This is a genomic window from Vibrio sp. 2304, assembly GCF_033339475.1.
GTDB lineage: Bacteria > Pseudomonadota > Gammaproteobacteria > Enterobacterales > Vibrionaceae > Vibrio > Vibrio alginolyticus.
Genome location: NZ_JAWOUQ010000001.1, coordinates 822,869 through 841,367 on the forward strand (window position 1 = coordinate 822,869; position 18,499 = coordinate 841,367).

Annotated in this window: 17 protein-coding genes; 12 read left to right on the forward strand and 5 right to left on the reverse strand. The window is 46.6% G+C overall.

Annotated elements, in window-relative coordinates; genetic code table 11:
* Positions 1–34: 34 nt before the first annotated feature.
* From R7P64_RS03725 to R7P64_RS03745, 5 genes are all read left to right on the forward strand, one after another.
* Positions 35–1,024, forward strand: a complete 990-nt coding sequence (locus R7P64_RS03725; protein WP_006742451.1) for a membrane dipeptidase — start codon at positions 35–37, stop codon at positions 1,022–1,024.
* A 109-nt stretch (positions 1,025–1,133) separates the two neighbouring features.
* Positions 1,134–2,735: a BCCT family transporter gene (locus R7P64_RS03730; RefSeq protein ID WP_213871169.1), complete on the forward strand. Its 1,602-nt coding sequence runs from the start codon at positions 1,134–1,136 to the stop codon at positions 2,733–2,735.
* A 101-nt stretch (positions 2,736–2,836) separates the two neighbouring features.
* Entirely contained in the window at positions 2,837–4,573 is a 1,737-nt protein-coding gene (locus tag R7P64_RS03735; protein WP_318118429.1) for a hypothetical protein, read from the forward strand.
* Entirely contained in the window at positions 4,570–5,301 is a 732-nt protein-coding gene (locus R7P64_RS03740) for a DUF3726 domain-containing protein (RefSeq protein ID WP_158173123.1), read from the forward strand. Before R7P64_RS03735 ends, R7P64_RS03740 begins: the two co-directional genes overlap by 4 nt.
* Positions 5,302–5,443: 142 nt before the next feature.
* Positions 5,444–5,821, forward strand: coding sequence for a nuclear transport factor 2 family protein (locus R7P64_RS03745; protein WP_005390944.1), 378 nt, complete (start codon positions 5,444–5,446; stop codon positions 5,819–5,821).
* A gap of 82 nt (positions 5,822–5,903) precedes the next feature.
* On the opposite strand, the gene R7P64_RS03750 is transcribed toward R7P64_RS03745, so the two are convergent.
* Both R7P64_RS03750 and R7P64_RS03755 read right to left on the reverse strand, forming a co-directional pair.
* On the reverse strand, positions 5,904–6,899 hold the full coding sequence (locus tag R7P64_RS03750) for an ABC transporter substrate-binding protein (protein ID WP_005375798.1): 996 nt from the start codon (positions 6,897–6,899) through the stop codon (positions 5,904–5,906).
* Positions 6,900–7,040: 141 nt separating this feature from the next.
* The gene (locus R7P64_RS03755) at positions 7,041–9,275 is read right to left on the reverse strand and encodes a hypothetical protein (protein WP_213972802.1); all 2,235 of its coding nucleotides are present in this window, start codon (positions 9,273–9,275) and stop codon (positions 7,041–7,043) included.
* A gap of 425 nt (positions 9,276–9,700) precedes the next feature.
* Here R7P64_RS03755 and artP point away from each other — a divergent pair, with 425 nt between their 5' ends.
* From artP to R7P64_RS03780, 5 genes are all read left to right on the forward strand, one after another.
* Positions 9,701–10,429, forward strand: a complete 729-nt coding sequence (artP, locus tag R7P64_RS03760; protein ID WP_284143208.1) for an arginine ABC transporter ATP-binding protein ArtP — start codon at positions 9,701–9,703, stop codon at positions 10,427–10,429.
* Positions 10,430–10,517: 88 nt separating this feature from the next.
* Complete coding sequence (locus tag R7P64_RS03765) at positions 10,518–11,249, forward strand: arginine ABC transporter substrate-binding protein (RefSeq protein ID WP_213972801.1); 732 nt, start codon at positions 10,518–10,520, stop codon at positions 11,247–11,249.
* Between the two features lies 1 nt (position 11,250).
* On the forward strand, positions 11,251–11,940 hold the full coding sequence (gene artQ, locus R7P64_RS03770) for an arginine ABC transporter permease ArtQ (RefSeq protein ID WP_005388570.1): 690 nt from the start codon (positions 11,251–11,253) through the stop codon (positions 11,938–11,940).
* Positions 11,937–12,605 carry an arginine ABC transporter permease ArtM gene (gene artM, locus R7P64_RS03775; protein ID WP_213972800.1) on the forward strand — a complete coding sequence of 223 codons (669 nt, stop codon included), beginning with the start codon at positions 11,937–11,939 and terminating at the stop codon, positions 12,603–12,605. Before artQ ends, artM begins: the two co-directional genes overlap by 4 nt.
* Before the next feature lie 138 nt (positions 12,606–12,743).
* Positions 12,744–13,316 (forward strand): protocatechuate 3,4-dioxygenase, encoded by a 573-nt coding sequence (locus tag R7P64_RS03780; protein ID WP_318118431.1) that lies wholly within the window; start codon positions 12,744–12,746, stop codon positions 13,314–13,316.
* A gap of 9 nt (positions 13,317–13,325) precedes the next feature.
* Here R7P64_RS03780 and R7P64_RS03785 read toward each other — a convergent pair whose 3' ends face one another.
* Positions 13,326–14,156 (reverse strand): LysR family transcriptional regulator, encoded by an 831-nt coding sequence (locus R7P64_RS03785; RefSeq protein WP_318118432.1) that lies wholly within the window; start codon positions 14,154–14,156, stop codon positions 13,326–13,328.
* A gap of 118 nt (positions 14,157–14,274) precedes the next feature.
* Here R7P64_RS03785 and R7P64_RS03790 point away from each other — a divergent pair, with 118 nt between their 5' ends.
* Entirely contained in the window at positions 14,275–14,922 is a 648-nt protein-coding gene (locus R7P64_RS03790) for a glutathione S-transferase family protein (RefSeq protein ID WP_318118433.1), read from the forward strand.
* Positions 14,923–15,006: 84 nt separating this feature from the next.
* Here R7P64_RS03790 and R7P64_RS03795 read toward each other — a convergent pair whose 3' ends face one another.
* On the reverse strand, positions 15,007–15,678 hold the full coding sequence (locus R7P64_RS03795; RefSeq protein ID WP_172563863.1) for a type 1 glutamine amidotransferase domain-containing protein: 672 nt from the start codon (positions 15,676–15,678) through the stop codon (positions 15,007–15,009).
* Between the two features lie 117 nt (positions 15,679–15,795).
* Between R7P64_RS03795 and R7P64_RS03800 the strand changes: the two genes are divergently transcribed.
* On the forward strand, positions 15,796–16,680 hold the full coding sequence (locus R7P64_RS03800) for a LysR family transcriptional regulator (protein ID WP_005388553.1): 885 nt from the start codon (positions 15,796–15,798) through the stop codon (positions 16,678–16,680).
* Between the two features lie 59 nt (positions 16,681–16,739).
* On the opposite strand, the gene R7P64_RS03805 is transcribed toward R7P64_RS03800, so the two are convergent.
* Positions 16,740–18,401, reverse strand: coding sequence for an electron transfer flavoprotein-ubiquinone oxidoreductase (locus tag R7P64_RS03805; protein ID WP_262657237.1), 1,662 nt, complete (start codon positions 18,399–18,401; stop codon positions 16,740–16,742).
* Positions 18,402–18,499: the final 98 nt, after the last annotated feature.

Genomic DNA, 18,499 nt, shown 5'->3' on the forward strand with positions numbered 1-18,499 from the left:
ACGAAAAGGCTAAGAAATTGTTTAAGGAGTGGTTATGTACCAACAACGGATTGTGATTGACGGATTGCAGTACTGCAATTGGGATCGAGAGTATTTCCAAACGCTTAAGGCGAGTGGCATTACCGCCGTTCATGCCACCATCGTCTACCACGAAACTGCGCGCGAAACCTTAACGCGTTTTGCTGAATGGAACTTGCGCTTCGAGCAAAATGCGGACCTCATCATGCCTATTTATTCAATGGCAGATGTAGAAAAAGCCAAAGCAGAAGGCAAAGTCGGCATCTTCTTCGGCGCGCAAAATTGCTCACCTATCGATGATGAAATTGGCCTGATTGAAGTGATGCGCCGTCAAGGTCTGCTGATCATGCAACTGACCTACAACAACCAAAGCTTACTGGCGACAGGTTGTTACGAACAAAACGATTCCGGCGTAACTCGCTTTGGTAAACAAGCGATTGAAGAGATGAACCGAGTCGGGATGATCATTGATATGTCCCACAGCGCGGAGCGTTCGACGTTGGAAGCTATCGAGCTCTCTTCGCGTCCAATTTGTATCAGCCATGCTAACCCGACATTTGCGCATGACGCACTGCGCAACAAGTCCAACACCGTGATCAAAGCACTGACGGAGCGCGGTGGTTTGATTGGATTCAGTTTATATCCATTCCATTTGCCAAATGGCAGCCAGTGCACTCTGGATGATTTCTGCCAGATGGTAGCGAAAACCGCAGACATGTTTGGCGTCGACCATTTAGGCATCGGTAGTGATCTGTGCTTAAACCAGCCGCAACAAGTGTTGGAGTGGATGCGCAACGGTCGTTGGTCAAAAGCGATGGATTACGGCGAAGGTTCGGCAAGTAACTCGGGATGGCCAGATGCGCTGCCATGGTTCTGCGGCAGTGCAGGGATGGAGAACATCTACAACGGATTAATGCGTCACGGATTCAGTGAATCTGAGGCAGGAAAAATATTGGGTGAAAACTGGTTTAACTTCCTCAAAGAAGGATTAGAGCCTATTTCATAGTACACCCAAAATTAGGAACCGCCTGCCTACATAACAACAATACGGCAGGCGTAAAACTCACATTTGTAGCCAGTCTTTGGCAGCTGCAAAGAACCTCTGGAGCCAGAGTATGTCTGATTTAACCAATAGCATGAAAGCTTCCACGATGAGCGTGTCATCGGGCAAGTCAAAAGCAACACACAACACATCAACAACAGAAAACACGACGGACAAATTAGGACTGAATAACCCGGCCTTTTGGTATAGCGGTGGTTTTATCGCGTTGTTCGTTGCTATTGCACTTTATGACGGCGAGTTGTTATCTACGATCGTTAACGCCGGTTTTAGCTGGGCAGTTCAGGTGTTTGGTCCATACTGGCAGTTACTGCTGCTTCTCACTTTTCTTATTGGTCTTGGCTTGGCTGCAGGGCGAACAGGCAAGGTGATGTTGGGCGGGATTGCAAAACCAGAAATGGATTCTTTCCGCTGGATGGCGATTATTTTCTGTACCTTATTGGCTGGTGGTGGTGTTTTCTGGGCCGCGGCTGAGCCTATCGCGCATTACGTTAGCCCACCCCCTTTGTACGGCGCGCAAGATAACCCGCAGCAAGGTGCGGTGAATGCGTTGTCGCAATCCTTTATGCACTGGGGCTTTCTAGCTTGGGCGATTGTAGGTAGCTTAACTTCCATCGTGGTGATGCACCTACATTACGACAAAGGTTTACCACTAAAACCCCGTATTTTGCTTTACCCAGTCTTGGGCGAACGAGCACTTAAAGGCCAACTCGGTGCATTGATTGACGCGTGCTGCATTATCGCGGTAGCCGCGGGCACCATCGGGCCCATTGGGTTTCTAGGCTTGCAGGTTAGCTACGCGTTAAATGCGTTGTTTGATATCCCTGATGGCTTTACCACTCAGCTTATCATCATCTTGTTTGCGATTGCGCTTTACACCTTGTCAGCACTCAGTGGATTAAGCAGAGGCATGCAACTGCTTAGTCGTTACAACGTGATTCTGGCAATGGCATTGATGGTTTACATCCTGTTTTTTGGCCCTACGAATTTTATCTTTAACGGATATATTCAAGGTGTAGGGAGCATGCTGGATAACTTTATCCCAATGGCGACCTATCGCGGTGACGAAGGTTGGCTAAGTTGGTGGACAGTATTTTTCTGGGGCTGGTTCCTGGGTTATGGTCCGATGATGGCAATCTTTATTGCGCGTATTTCCCGTGGTCGCACTATTCGCCAAGTTATTTCCACCATCAGTATTGTGGCTCCGTTAACCACCTGTTTTTGGTTCACGATTGTGGGCGGCTCAGGCCTTGCGTTTGAAATTGCTGAACCGGGTAGCGTGAGTGCGGCGTTTGAGGGCTTTAACTTGCCAGGTGCTTTGCTTGCAGTGACTCAGCAACTACCAATGCCAATGCTGACTTCAATTCTATTTCTGATTTTAACCACGATCTTCATCGTCACGACGGGCGACTCAATGACCTACACAATCAGTGTCGTGATCAGTGGTGAAACGGAGCCGAATGCGATCATCCGTACCTTCTGGGGAGTAATGATGGGTGTGACGGCACTAATCCTGATTTCTCTTGGCTCTGGTGGCATCTCTGCACTGCAATCTTTCATTGTGATTACCGCGGTTCCGGTTTCGTTGATTCTGTTGCCGTCACTTTGGAATGCGCCACAAATTGCAATCAAAATGGCGAAAGAGCAAGGGCTATAACAATTATCCAATTCAAACAACGTGGAGCTTGTGCGGGTGTTTTCCTCCTGCATCCGCACAAACCCTAGTATTCTTACAATAACAAATAGGTGGTGAGCAAAATGGATGCACATCGTTCTACTTATACGGAAGCAACTATGCGCGATGCAGCGATTGTCATGGCAGCCGAAAGGCTTGGCGCAATGCACCAAAACCGAATCAGCTTTGTTCGCAGTCTGATTCGTAATATGGCACGCCAAAACTGGCAAGTAACCAAGCATGAGTGGCAGCTTTGTCCTCGTGGTTATGGTCATGTGATTTACAAATTGACCACGCCAGAGTACGTTTATCATTTGGTGGTATTCTGTGATGAAATTGCCGACGACGAGCGTAATGATCGCGTAATTGCTGAAAAGTGGGACGTCACATTTGCACTGGTTCAAGGCGATGTTGATGTTACTTTGTTGGAAAGATTGCGAGAAAATGTACCGCTGCAAGAAGCGGGACGTAATCCAAACAACGTACTTGTTCTTGCTCGCGCAAACAAAAGTGTGCGCGTGTTTGAGCACATTGTTAGCGCGCTTTCTCAAGGCGAGCAGCCTGAGCCGAAAGAGTTAGCGGAAGTGGGTTATATCCTGCGTACCACAGCAGTTTATGGTAACGGAAAGTTTGGTATCGCCGATTTCAAACTGTTAGAGAACAACTCAGATTTCAGCCAGTCTTTTAGTGCGCAAATGTGTGCCGTATATATGTTGCGTGAATTCAGCCTAGATTGGGTGCACTATCTGGCACTTCAACAAGGTGGCGACAACGCGGTGGCTTTGCATCGTGGCTTGCAGCGCTACCTTGGTGTCGGCAATGCGACTGGCTTAGGCATGGCTCCATACTTGATTAATCACCCGTGCATCGTTGACCAATGGATGACCTCTCGCGAACGTGCGGTAGCGCGAGTCTTTGCGATGCCATGTGAAGCGTCGTTCCATGCTCCTTTGCAAGGATTGCTGCAAAAAGCACAGCGTCATTTAGAGCAAGTCATCACCATCAATGAACATCAAGACAGGCTCAATCATCAAGCGATAGCAGACATCAAACAACTGCTATCGGAGCTAACAACGTTAATGGCATTACATCCGAACTGGGCGAGTTTGGTCGAGCATAAGAAAACAATGAGTGTGGAAGCCCAAGAAATCCTCACCTCTTGCTTGATCGAACTCTACCCATCTTTAGTGGATGAATTTGCTAGCCAAATGAATACGGATGAAATGTTATCTATTCCGGGCGGGAAAAAGATCCAAGATTTACTGGAAGTGTTGCAAAGCAAGTACCGCTGGGCGATTGATGCGGATTACTCACTAGCCGAGAACAACTACTGGTTCTGGTATCGCTCACAAGATAAAGAAGAGCCAAGGCTTGGTGTTCGCGGGGAAGAGGCTGGAGAAGAAAAAGAACTGCCGCTTGATATCGGCAGACAAGTGAATCGCTTGTACCAGGCCTTGCTTGACTGTGATGTAGAAATGTCCGTAGCAGAGTTTCTATTGCAAAAACCGGCTTATCGTTCGATCACACGTCGCGTATGGACGCTAGGCAACCGTGCGATGGGGGATATTCAAATGAATGTGCTGCGTAAAGATGTGTTACCAATGCACTTACTGCGCTGTAAATTGGCGATCTTTGGCGCGACTAAGTTTGATCCGCGCTCGGATCGTTGGGTTAGAGTAACTTTTTTCCAAGGCGCGCCGTTGTTAGATGAAATTCACGACCCTAAATTGGCAGACACATGGATTTTCCCTAGCATGCCGCCACGTGACGAAATTGCGCAAAGTGATAATCAAAAAATCAATGGAGGATTTGAATTATGATCGTCTCTCACAACGAATTGGTGGCCGCCGTTAATAAGGCATTTCTTGGCATGCGCCGTCACTGTGGTGAGGCGGATGTCATTGCGAATATGGTGGCGGACTTGCAAATGGTTGGCTTACATGGAGTTCGTCATTTTAATAACGCCAGTCTGTTTCTTGGGTTAGATTCGGACTGCGCCGTATCGGTGACCAACAGTACGCCGTCAAGCATAGAGGTAGAACTGCACAACGGGAGTGTAGCGTGTCATTTACCCGCTGTGTTGGATTTCGCACTTGAGAAAATGATTAACCGTAAGTCGATTACTATCACGTTGACGCAGTGCCATAACCGTTGGCTAGGTTTTAGTGAGTTGTTGAAGCTCTCTGCGAAAGGCATCGCGTGTCGCGCACAATGGGTCAATGGCTCTAGTCCCAAGCGAACGCTTTATGTGTTAAACCGTGGACGAATCGCGCCAGAAGTCTTTTTCTCGGATCAGTTTGATGGGCATGATACGGATTTGCATAGTATGGTTATCGAGCTCTCCGTGAACGATTTCGATATCGAGAAAAGTGCACAAGGGTATACCACCCACATTGAAGGTGATGAGTTAAGCCGCACGCAACAAGCTTCTTGGCAAAATGGTATCTTTGTCGAAGACCAAGAATGGGAAACACTGAAACAAACCGCAACCGCGTTGCTGGTGGAGAACAGTGAGCGTTCTATGCTCGGTGCTGGTGGTGTGGTTTAAGCGATGAAAGGCGATGATTCCAAGTAGAAGTGATGAAGGCTGCTGTTTAGCGGCCTTTTTTGTGCGCGATGTTTGGTCACTTCTGAAGTTCAAAGACTATGATTACCGTTATCCGCAAGATGGAGCAACACAGGTAAGAAAAATGGATCTGCAAGAGAATAAAAGAAATGCCATTGCGTTTTACGAAACCGCCTATCGAGGTAATCCAAGAAAAGCGGTTGAAGACTATGTTGGCGATGAGTACATCCAGCATAATCCATTAGTTGGAAATGGCCCCGAGGCTTTTATCGAGTATTTTGAGCGGATGCAAAATGAGTATCCCAATAAAGACATTACGTTTGTGCGAGCCATTGCTGAAGGGAACTTGGTGGCACTACACACTCACCAAACATGGCCTAATGATATTGAATACGTGACGATGGATTTCTTTCGTTTTGATCATAATGGGAAGATTGTTGAACATTGGGACGCTCTGCAAGAGATTCCTAAAGAAACATTGAATGGTCACACCATGTATTAACGAGTCGTTGACGAGTCTCCCATGCCGTTTATTCAAACGGTATGGGAGGTTAAATGATTTGTGGCACTTTAAGTATTAATCATCAAAGCGCTTTTTCGATTCTCACCGCGACGTCTTCAGATACCCAGCCTTTCCACAAGTCAGGGTAGGTATTAAAGAAGTAAAACATCGCTTCTTCACCGTCCGCGTAGTTATCTTCCATCCAGGCCAGCATTTCACTCATTTGCTCGTTGGTAAATCCGCGTTTCTGCAAGTACGCGAATGCTTGGGGTTCTTTGCTCGCAAACGCCTCAGTTGTTACTGTGCGAACTGGAGAAGGTGGGTACATTGTTACTTTTGGTGAAGCGCAATCAGGCTGAGTGGTACAGTTGCGATACTCTTCTAAATCTGTTCCGCTACCAAAATCCACTTTGACCATATCATACTTGCCCAATACGGGGGTCGGTGACCAGTAGTAACCAAACCAAGGCATTTTGCGATCATAGGCTTTGGCGATGGTGCCAGCTAATGCTGCGCCAGATCCTGGGTCAACCATCTCAAAGCCGTGCTCACTTAACCCTAATGCATTAAACAAGTGACCGGAGGTGATTTGGCATGTCCAACCAGCAGGGCAGCTATAAAACGCGAACTTGTCATCATCCTCTGGGTGTTCAAATAGTTTGGCGTGCTTGATGACGCCTTCTATCGTCGCGAGTTCTGGATACTGTTTTACCAGATAGGCGGGAACCCAAAACCCTTCTTCACCACCATTGACAAGCGATTCACTAGCGATGCGCAAGCGTTTATCCGCAATCCCTTTATCAAGTGCTTCTTTAATACCGTTTGTCCATAACTCTGGCGCAACGTCAGGCTGTCCCTTTTCAATCATAGAGGTGCCTGTAGGAACGCTATCACCAGGGATCAATTCCGCATCGCACTGGTAGCCTTCATTTAAGACAAATTGGTCGATGTGCGCCATTAAGCTGGCCGAATTCCAATTCATGTCTGCGATGGTTATTTTTCCGCATTCGTCCGCATTTGCATGAGTAGATAATGCTGATAGCAGCAGAACAGAGAGCATTGAAGGTGTCGTCTTCATGTGACTGAATTTCCTTGTCGTTGTCATTTACTTCAGTATATACATCGGTTTATAAAGATTCAGTGAACAAGTTTTTTTCAGTGACGTTAAGCATAAAAACGGTGATTTATGAAGCGTTTGGTGAGGCGTGTTGAAAGGGAGTTAATACAGCAAGAACACTCCTTCGTAGCCGCCAATCTCAATATGAGAAACATAGTCGCCGATGTTACCGTCTTGATCTACAGGTCGCATAGGCTCTGGAAGTGCGATAGTTATCTTCGGTGAGGAGAAGTAATCGATATTTTTGCCAAAGAAATCAGTCCGATACAGCACTCGGCCTTTGGTGAATTCGCGGGCTAACACCATCTCTGTAGGGCCATGCATCACTACCGTATCGTCTGAGTGATACGCAAAGTACGTATGGGTTGGTAACAAATCGATAGCGCCATTAGGCAAGTCAGGGTGAGCCACTTTGCTCATAGAAGCATCTCCAATCACCGTGTAATCGGCGGAATAGGGCGTGCTGGTGGACATCATTAGCGGAGTCGCCTGATATCCCTCTGGTATTTGATTGGCAGGCTCTCCCAAATCAACGGCAAGCAACGAGCTAGGTTGATAAGCAATATTCTTTGGTACGCCTGCCTTCCAGAAGTTGTCACTTGTTGTGTTATTACTTCCATATAAGTAGCCATTGTTCCACTGATTAAAGTAAATGCGCTCAGGGTGATAGTTTAAGTAGAACACCGCTAGTGCAGAGTATTGGTCCTGTTTCCAGTTATCCTCAGTGTTGCCAAAGTATTGAACTCGACCATAACGCGTGGTCGCTTGATAAATCACTTTCTGACCCGCTTTGGCGAGTGCAGAGTTATCCCAAAATTTAGCCAAGCCAGCATAGCCACTAAAGCCGGTAGCAGGGAAAAGGTAGTGCTCGCGCAAGTACAAGGAGCCAGCGTTAACCAAGTGGTTTTGCCCATTACGACCGAATAAGTTTGCCGTACCTATGTTGAGGCCAATTAACGCATCTTCATCCAGCGTTGCCAGTTTATTCAAGAACGCCGAGAATTGCGCTTTGTAAGCATCGTCAGCAGCTTGGCTACCCGCCACCAAACCAAGTTCATCCACTGTGCCTCCGGAATATATGTAGAACTGATTTGCACCGAGTAACTTATTCGTATCGTCGTTGTACGCACCATTTAAACCTTGTTTCGCCCATTCAGCTTGGTAATAGTGGCGCATTGTATTGGTAAAAACGGGATTACCGAGATTGGTCAATGCCCAAGAAGAGGTTTGATTCCACATACGACCAAATGGAATAACCCGTGACTCCCAACGAAATCGGGCCGTTGCATTCTTATTCGAACGGTTTTTGTATTCATTCCAAGAAAGATAATTGTCTTGGTTTCGATCTGCAGATTTGTCGAAGCCACGAATTTTACGCCAGCGTTGAATGGTTTGACCTTCCGGTGTCTCCGTTGGTGCTCCTGAGATATTGACGGCAGGGAAGCTATTTTTGAGTTGAATGTTTTCGAGACGTGGGCGGTTTTCTATGTTGCCGTCATGCCAAGTAATTTTCGCAAAGTAAAGGCGGCCGCCGTCGCGTAAAAAGGTGGAGCCAAAGTACTGACCGCCACCATAAGTTTTTCCGCTACCATCATGCGTTGTAGCGCGAACCCAATCCGAAGGAACAGACCAGTTTACTGTTTGGTTTTTAGTCATGTTCTCAGTTTTGTCTTTTTTAATCGCGAAGCGTTTCCATTCTGTTACCCGACCAAACGAGTCGATAGCAGAAGGGTATTCAATCGTGAAGCTGCCGCCTTGAGCAAACTGAGAGAACGTAAAGGCTAAGCGGTCGAACTTCTCTGAGTGATAGACATAGAGGGCTCCACCATTATTCGCCTGGCCAAATACATCAGCATCCCATGGCGGTGGTTGATATAGCCAAAAGCCGGCGTGGTCAGCGCTGGCGGTATAGCCAACGATCATCGGTTTTCGATTGAGTAAGGTATTTTCACCATGGCTTGAGTCGACTTCAGCTAGGATAGTGTCTTCAGAAAAGTGGAGAAAGAAATCTTCGTAGTCAATTCCATTCAGTTCTGCTTGGTTACGTATATCGTTTTCCAGCCAACCTGAGTTAAGTTCCAGCTTTTGGTTGTACATGTAACCAAGCGCTTTTACACGCTCGTTATCACTCTTATCTTTGTAAGCTCCAAACACGATATCGGCATTATCCAACTCCCATTCAAGTGCAGCGGCAGCAGATATAGGCTTATCTTGAAGATCAATACCCTGTTCATGCAATCCAGGTAACACGATTGATGTTCTACTCCAAACGCTGGGTATAGAAAGTAAGCTCAGAGAAGCAAGTGCAATGAGAGAAAAACAATGCGACTTCAACATGGGGTTATCTCACTCATACTTAGATGACTCGAATTAAGGGCCAGAATACAAAGAGAAATTATAGTCCATTCACAAAGTCCTAATCAGGAACCCGCCGATAGAAGGCTTTACCGGAAATCGAGGGGGGAAGCCCGGCAAAAATGAGAAGGTCTGCGTCGGGTGTAGTACGTTCAAAGACTCAAAATTCCATCTACACAAGCACAAAAGTAACCAGAATTTTAACCTTGTTTCGATTGCCATCATATTGTTGGATTTTCATCAACAATTTCAGTTAAAACCAACTGATTAAACCAGTCATATTCTCTGTTGTATTGATTGCTTATCATACAAAAATTTAACGAAATTAATTTTTATACATTTTTATTGCATAAAAAATCCTTTTGAGTAATATAAATGCCAAGTGACAATTAATGCGGTATGTCAGCATGACTATTCAGGTAAGCGGAATCAATAAATCCTACGGTGAGACACAAGTGCTTCACGATGTCAGCTTTAAGTGTGAAAGCGGCGAAACACTGGTGTTACTCGGTCCGAGTGGTGCAGGGAAGAGCTCTCTACTACGTGTTCTTAACCTTCTTGAAGGAGCGGATAACGGCCAGTTAAACATCGCTAATGACGCATTCGACTTTTCAACTGAAATCAAAGAGAAGCAAGGTTTAGCGCTTCGTCGTAAAGTGGGCATGGTGTTCCAACAGTACAACCTATGGCCGCATATGACAGTGATGGAGAACCTGATTGAGGCTCCGGTAAAAGTCGCTGGCATGGATAAAGACGAAGCGAAGAAGCAGGCAATGCAAATTCTTGCGACGCTGCATTTGGCAGACAAAGCGGATGCATGGCCGATGCAACTTTCTGGTGGTCAGCAACAACGTGTGGCGATTGCTCGTGCATTGATGATGAAACCGGAAGTCTTGCTTTTTGATGAACCGACCGCTGCGCTTGATCCGGAAATTACTAACCAAGTCGTTAAGATTATTAAAGATTTAAGCGAAACCGGAATTACACAAGTAGTTGTGACGCACGAAGTGGATTTCGCCAAGAAAATCGCTAGCCACGTACTGTATTTAGAAAAAGGACACATCGTTGAGCACGGCACAAATGATTCGTTTTCTAACCCGCAAACCGCCCAGTTTGCTGACTACTTAAATCACTAAATCACGTTTTTAAAGTTCAGTCTATTTAACAGATAAGCTCGGCTGTCATTGCGAGTGTCAGCCCACTAAGTACACACGGAGTATTGCAATGAAAAAGATTCTACTAGCTTCACTAATCGGACTTGTCTCAGCGAATGCAGCAGCACAAGAAGAGATCAAATTTGCGATGGAAGCGACGTACGCCCCATTCGAATACATGGATGAAAACAACCAAATCCAAGGTTTTGATGTGGATCTGGCGAATGCACTATGTAAAGAAATCGAAGCAAAATGCACCTTCCACAACCAATCTTTTGACAGCCTGATCCCAGCATTAAAATTCAAGCGCTACGATGCGGCAATCTCTGCAATGGACATTACTGAGGCGCGTTTGGAGCAAGTGAATTTCACGAATGCATACTATGACAACTCAGCAGCGTTTGTTTCTATCAAAGAAAAAGTGGCTGATCAAAAAGCACTAGAAGGTAAGCGTGTTGGTGTTCAAAACGGTTCAACACACCAAAGCTACCTGATTGAGCAAATGCCGGGCGTAACCGCGGTTCCTTACTCAAGCTACCAAGACGCGTTCATCGATATGAAAAATGGCCGTATTGATTCTGTATTCGGTGACACAGCAGTCGTAGCAGAATGGTTCAAGAAAGAAGACAACCTAGCTTACGTGGGTGAGCACGTCAATAACCCTAAATACTTCGGTAACGGTTTCGGTATCGCAGTAAATAAAGGTAACGACGAGCTAGTGAACAAGCTGAACACGGCACTGAAAACAGTGAAAGCGAACGGCGAATACGACGTAATCTACAACAAGTACTTCGGTAAGTAATATGGCACTAACGGGTTACTCTTTATCGCTTGTTCAAGCTAGTTGGATGACTGTCCAGCTAGCCTTCACAAGCCTTTTAGTCGGTTTGATTCTGGCAGTGGTATTCGCCAGTGGTGAAATGTCTCGCCGCGTTTTCGTTAAATGGCCAATGACGGCGTTTGTGACGATTGTACGTGGCTTGCCAGAAATCCTTGTCGTGTTGTTCATCTATTTTGGTTCGACGCAGGTTCTGTTTTTAATCACCGGCGACTTTATTGAAGTTAGCCCGTTCTTGTCTGGCGTGGTGGCGTTGTCATTGATCTTCGCTTCCTACGCTTCTCAAACTCTACGTGGCGCATTAAAAGCCGTTGGAAGAGGGCAGAGAGAAGCAGCAAGTGCACTCGGCATCAGTCAAGCACACGCTTTCGTTCGCATTGTTTTACCACAAGCAGTAAGACACGCACTACCAGGTTTAACGAACCAATGGTTGGTTCTGCTGAAAGACACCGCGCTTGTATCACTGATTGGCGTAACGGATTTGTTGAAACAAGCGCAGCTAACATCTGCAGCGACGCATGAAGCGTTTACATGGTACGCAACTGCTGCGGCGATTTACTTAGGCATTACTTTGATTACGCAACGTGCCGTAAAACTGATTGATAAGAAGTTCTCAATTCAAGGCATGAGTATGGGACAGGAGGCTACCGCATGAACGAACAACACGTTTGGCAAATGCTGGATGGCTTAGGCACTAGCCTTCAATTGACCGCCGCTTCCTTGGTTGTGGGCTGTCTTTTAGCTTTGATGATGACGCTGACTCTGATCCTGCGTACTCCGGGTTTGCATTGGGTAAGTCGTGGCATCATCACCTTGTTCACTGGTACGCCTTTGTTGGTACAGATCTTTTTGGTGTACTACGGTCCTGGTCAGTTTGACGCAGTAAGAGAAAGTGTATTCTGGACATGGTTAAGCCAACCTTGGTTCTGTGCGATGTTGGCGTTAGCGTTGAATACCGCTGCATACAGCACTCAGTTGTTCAAAGGAGCGTTTAACGCGATTCCTTTCGGTCAATGGCAAGCGGCTCGTGCTCTGGGTATGAACAAAACCGCAACGCTAAAAGTGCTGCTACCATACGCTATTCGTCGTGCTGTTCCTGCTTACTCGAACGAAGTGATTTTGGTCTTCAAAGGCACGTCACTAGCAAGCACGATTACGATCATGGATCTGATGGGTTACGCGCAGCGCATTAACGCACAAACTTACGATACGTTGACGGTATTTGGTATTGCGGGCGCATTTTATTTAACGGTAAATGGTGTGCTAACTCTTATTTTCCGTCAGGTAGAGAAGAAAGCATTGGCGTTCGAAGCCGCATAAACCTTCAATCAACACTCATCATTTAGTTCCACAGTGCCTCTGCAAATGACTCTCTTGCAGGGGCATTTTTTATATTCGTCATGGCAAATCCCTCAAGTTCCACCAAACTTAATTCAACGTAATTGCATTGGTGGCATCATGGAAAGAAGACACTTTTTAGCACTGTGGACATTGTTGTTCGCCCCCTCTCTAAAAGCTAAAACACCAATGCGGCCGACGCCAGCACAAACAGAAGGGCCATTTTATCCAGTGGTGGATATTCCTCTTCGTCAAAACTTGATTCTGCAATCAGAAGGCTTGGTCGGTGAACCTATCGTGTTGCAAGGCAAAGTCGTAGATACATCTGGAAACCCAGTTTCAGGCATCAAAGTAGAAATCTGGCAATGCGATGGGCAGGGGATTTACGATCATCCTAAGCAGCCAAATAATGATAAGCTTGATGCCCACTTTGCAGGCTTTGGCGCGTCAGAAACCCAATCGGATGGTCGTTACTTGTTTCAGACTTTGTACCCCGTGCCTTATGCCTCTCGTCCGCCGCACATTCATGTTAAGTTGTGGCGGGATAACCAAGAGCTTCTGACCACTCAGTTGTACTTAAAAGGCAATACTGGTGATGAGTGGTGGGGTGGCAAAGCCCGTGATTATCTGCAGTTTGAAACCATGCGAATCGACGGGCGGTTAATGGGCGAATTTAACTTTGTGATTGGCTAGCGAATCCGGTTAAGCCATCAACTCAACCAATTGCGCCAAGCATTCTTTGTCCAGTATTGGATGAGGCTCGATACCTGTGACCAAAACGATATCCACGGAAGGTAGCGATGGCATATCGTCCAAGATCTTAAGATCCTCGCTAACGCTAATACTGCCCATGGCACCGATAGCCATGCCTGAACGTACAATCGCTCGTTGTGCAGAGGCCGTATTGCAACATGCCAGTAGTTGATAAGGAGTACCACGTTTGGTTAATCCGTCTACTGCTGCCGCATGGTATTTGCAGTCGGTTTGGAATAGGGCGAGAGGGAGAGGTTGGGCTTGCTCGATGTCAAAATCAGGATGAGCAATCCACACGCCTTTGTCGCTTGCTAGCCAGTAACCTTCCTCACTGTCCGGTGCTCTTGTCACAATAGCGGCGTCTAGCTTTCCTTCATCAAGTTTTTCTCTCAAGGTGATGCTCGGTTCACTAAAGACTTGAATCGAACATGTGGGCTCAGATTGCTGCAATACGCGGATGACTTTAGGCAGGATATTGTCGTTATAATCTTCTGGGCAACCTAAGCGAAGAGGGCGCTTGTTTTCATAACGTTTCACTTGTTTCAGCGCTTGATTGTGCAAGCTGACCAATTGTTCTGCGTGAGAGCGCAGTGCCAGTCCCGCTTCACTCAATACGAGGTTACGGCCTTCTTTTTCAAACAAACTGACGCTGAGTTCGTCTTCTAGCTTACGCATTTGCGCACTGAATGCGGATTGGGTGCGATTGATCTGCTTGGCTGCACGAGTGAAACTTCCCGTTTCGACAAAAGCCAGAAAGCTGCGTAACGCATCGATATCCATATCTAAAACTCATCCATCGTTTTTGTTGAAGTGTTCCATCAAAACTATCCGTTAGTCCCCTTAAATACAATCAGATATTGTGAATGGGTACTCAAAACACAAACCGCATGGAGGCGTCATGAAACTGTTTATTGCTAACCAAAACTACTCAAGCTGGTCACTGCGCGCATGGCTGATCTTTTCTCAATTCAAACTAGATGTCGAAGTCACCAAGCTCAAATTATTCACGGAAGATTTTTATAAGACCTTGGAAGGTATTACACCAACCGCGAAAGTCCCTACCTTAGTGGATGATGACGCAACCGTGTGGGATTCATTAGCGATTTTGGAATACGTTAACGAGCAATACTTACAAGGCAAAGCATGGCCAAGTAAGTCTGCAGAACGGGCTAAAGCACGCGCCATCGCATCAGAAATGCATTCGGGTTTCTTTAACTTAAGAAGCGAACTCCCAATGAACATCCGCGCACGCAGAAAAGTCGATTTAACGGAAGGTGCGCGTAAGGATATTGCGCGTATTGATGCCATTTGGGCTGAGCAAGCCAAACTGTATCCCAACGGTTGGCTATTTGGAGAATGGTCGATAGCTGATGCTATGTATGCACCTGTGGCATTGCGTTTCCAAACTTACGGTATCGAGTTATCGGAAGGTGCCAAAGCTTACCAACAAAAGGTGCTAGCAAGTGAATCTTTACAGCAATGGTTGGAAGAGGCGAGCCAAGAAACGGATATCGTAGAAGAAGATGAAGCAGGGGTAGAAGTATAAGCGCATCTTGCGATCGCCTGTAGCAAGGGAAAGCATGACAAAGCACGCTTTCCTCTTCTAGGATGGTTGTCGTTTCCGGCGCGTTTAAGCTAGGTGTTCAACAATCGCTCTGCCTACGCCGTGTGCGCTCGTTGGGTTTTGACCTGTGATGACACGATCATCCACAATTACAAACTCTTGCCATGGTTGCACTTTAGAGTAGCGCGCTGCGTTGCGTGCAAGAGATTCTTCCAATAGGAATGGGATATCGTTGATGGTGCCGAAGTCGATCTCTTCTTCACGAGTGAAGCCTGTTACTGATTTAGACGAAAGTAGCTTTTCGCCATTGCTAAGCGTGATAGGTAGAAGAGCGCCCGGACCATGACAAACTGCAGCCACAATACCGCCATCTTCATAGTGTTTTGCAGAAATCTTGGCAAAATCTTCGTTGCTCGCTAGGTCTGAAAGAAGACCAAAACCACCCGGATAGAAGATCGCATCGTAGTTGTCACCGTTGATTTGTGACACTGGAATCGTGTTGTTGATGCGGTTCTGGAAATCATCATCCGCCAAAATTTTCTCGTTCACTGCGTCGCCTTCGATGTCGGTTCCGTACAGTGGTGCTTGTCCACCTTTGATAGAGGCAATGTCGTAATCGAAGCCTGCACCTAGTAGCTCGCTAAGGGCATGAGTGAGCTCTGGCGCGTAAGTTCCGTTTGCTTGGTCAGTTTCACCAAGAGTCGCATGGTTCGTCACAATGATGAGTACTTTCTTCATGATGGTTTCCTTTTTGGCTTACGTGTATTTGTTGAACACCTTCATACTAATTGCTAAACAAATAAGTGATAATACGATTAATTGGCAAAACATTATTGCTATATAGCAAAGGTAAGTATGGACAGTTTTGAAGGCATCAATGAGTTTGTTACGGTTGCTGAGAGCTTAGGGTTTTCTGCAGCGGCAAAACAGTTAGGTTGCAGTACCAGTCATGTCAGTCGCCAAGTCACAAGATTAGAAGAGCGATTAGGTGTCGCCTTGTTAGCACGTTCGACAAGAATGGTGAGTCTAACGGAAGCAGGGCAAGCGTATTATCAGCAGTGTAAAGAGTTGGTGATTGGGCTTCAGCAAGCGAATGAACAGCTCACCACGCAGCAAACTCAACTGAGTGGTACGTTACGCGTGAGCGCCGCTGGTGCGTTTTCTGAGAACCATGTAGCGCCTGCCTTGATGGCGTTTGCCAAGCAACATCCTAATCTCACGGTAGAAATCAACTTCAACACCAGCATGGTCAACTTTATTGAAGATGGCTTCGATTTCGCTATTCGTTACGGAAGGTTGAGTGATTCAGGCTTGGTTGCGAGAAAGCTGGTGGATCGTCCCATGGCAGCGGCAGCCAGTCAGCGTTATCTCGATGAACATGGTTTGCCAACGCACCCCGAGCAACTCAAGCGTCATAGCTGCATTATTGCCAACAAAGACGTTTGGTTGTTTGAAAAAGACGGCAAGCCTTTAGATGGCGTAAAAGTGCAGGGCAGATGGAAGAGCAATAACGCACACACGGTCTTGCAAGCCTGTGCAGAAGGATTAGGTGTGGCGTACTTACCGAAGAGCAGTTTCAACGATGCTATTTCGTCTGGTCGTTTGGTGCCAATCCTAGAGCCCTATTGGGGAAGTGGCAACAGCAGCTGGATTGTTTATCAGAATCGTCACTTTCTACCACTACGAGCGCGATTGGCTATCGACTTCTTGCTTGATCATTTTGCCGATTGGCAGGAGTAATGAGGCTCTGCCAATCGGTTTGTTTATCCATTTGTTAGATCGTCAACATACTAACGTATCTACATGTTTTGATAGCTCGGTCCACCGCCACCTTCTGGTGCTTTCCATGTGATGTTTTGAGAAGGATCTTTGATGTCACAGGTTTTGCAATGCACGCAGTTGGCGGCATTTATCTGAAACTTCAACTTATTGTCCACTTCCACCACTTCGTAAACCCCAGCGGGGCAATAGCGCTGACTCGGTTCGTCATACATACCTAAATTCACATCAATTGGAATGTGAGGGTAAGTCAGAACAAGGTGACAAGGTTGATTCTCTTCGTGCTGTGTTCCCGACAAAAATACCGACGAAGGCTTATCAAAACTGATTTCACCATCTGGTTTTGGGTATGCAATTGGGTGGCACTCTTGTTTAGGTTTTAACTGCTCATGATCGTGCGAATAGTCCTTGATAGACCAAGGTAACGGTTTCTTAACCAGTGGTTGCCACAGGTTGTGTTCAAAAGTCGAAAGAGCACCGCCAAGTATGCTGCCAAACTTATGAATGTTCGCGCCAAAGTTACGCGTTTCGGCGAGTTCGTCATACAACCATGATGATTCAAACAACGACTGGTAGTCTGGCTCAGAAGCTCCAGTTTGTCGGGCCGTATGTACCGCTTCTGCTGCAATGATTCCGGACTTCATTGCTGTGTGGCTGCCTTTAATTTTTGCGACGTTCAAAGTCCCCGCATCACAACCAATCAATAAACCGCCAGGGAATTGCTGTCTCGGCAGAGAGGAAAGCCCACCTTTCGCAATGGCTCTTGCGCCATAAGCGATTCGTTGGGCGCCTTTCAAATGTTGTACGATCGCAGGGTGGTGCTTAAAGCGTTGAAATTCGTCAAACGGACTTAAGTAAGGATTGCTGTAATTCAAGTCGACAATAAGCCCGACGGCGATTTGGTTGTTCTCCATGTGATAGAGAAAACCGCCGCCTGTGGTATTTGTTTCACTCAAGGGCCAGCCAGCGGAGTGGATAACACTGCCAGATACATCCTTACTGTCAGTGGGTAACTCCCATATCTCTTTTAGGCCAAGCGCGTAGTGCTGTGGTTGCTTTCCTGCGTCTAGGTCGAACCTTTGAATAAGTTCTTTACCCAGATGTCCGCGACAACCTTCAGCAAAAAGGGTGTATTTTGCCCTTAGCTCGATACCTGGTTCAAAGTTAGGTTTGGCCTGGCCGTTCTTATCTAGTCCCATATCGCTCGTGTTAATGCCTGTCACGGCGCCAGTCTGATCATAATTGATGCTTGCAGCGGCAAAGCCCGGAAAAACTTCCACCCCAAGATTTTCTGCTTGGTTAGCGAGCCAACGGCAAAGGTTGGCAAGGCTAATTACGTAATTATTCTCGCCATTTATCATTGGACGCGGTGTAAGGAAGTGGGGAGCGCGAATATGGTTTTGTTCAGTAGTAAGATAAAGGAAATCATCTCGTTGAACTGAGGCTGCTAGCGGGGCGTCCATTTCTTTCCAATTGGGGAAAAGCTCATCTAAGGCACTAGTTTCAAAAACAGCGCCAGATAAAATATGTGCGCCCACTTCTGAGCCTTTTTCTACAACGCAAATTGAAAGTGCGTCACCTTCACTGTCTTGGTTGAGTTGAGCTAGCCGACAAGCGGCGCTTAAGCCTGCAGGTCCGGCCCCCACGATCACGACATCAAACTCCATGCATTCTCGTTCCATCTTTATGCTTCCTTTCTATTATCGTCATCTGCGTGACAGGTTTTGGTTTCTATACAGAAAACTATAGCTCAGTTGACGTTAACGTGAAGTGGACTAAG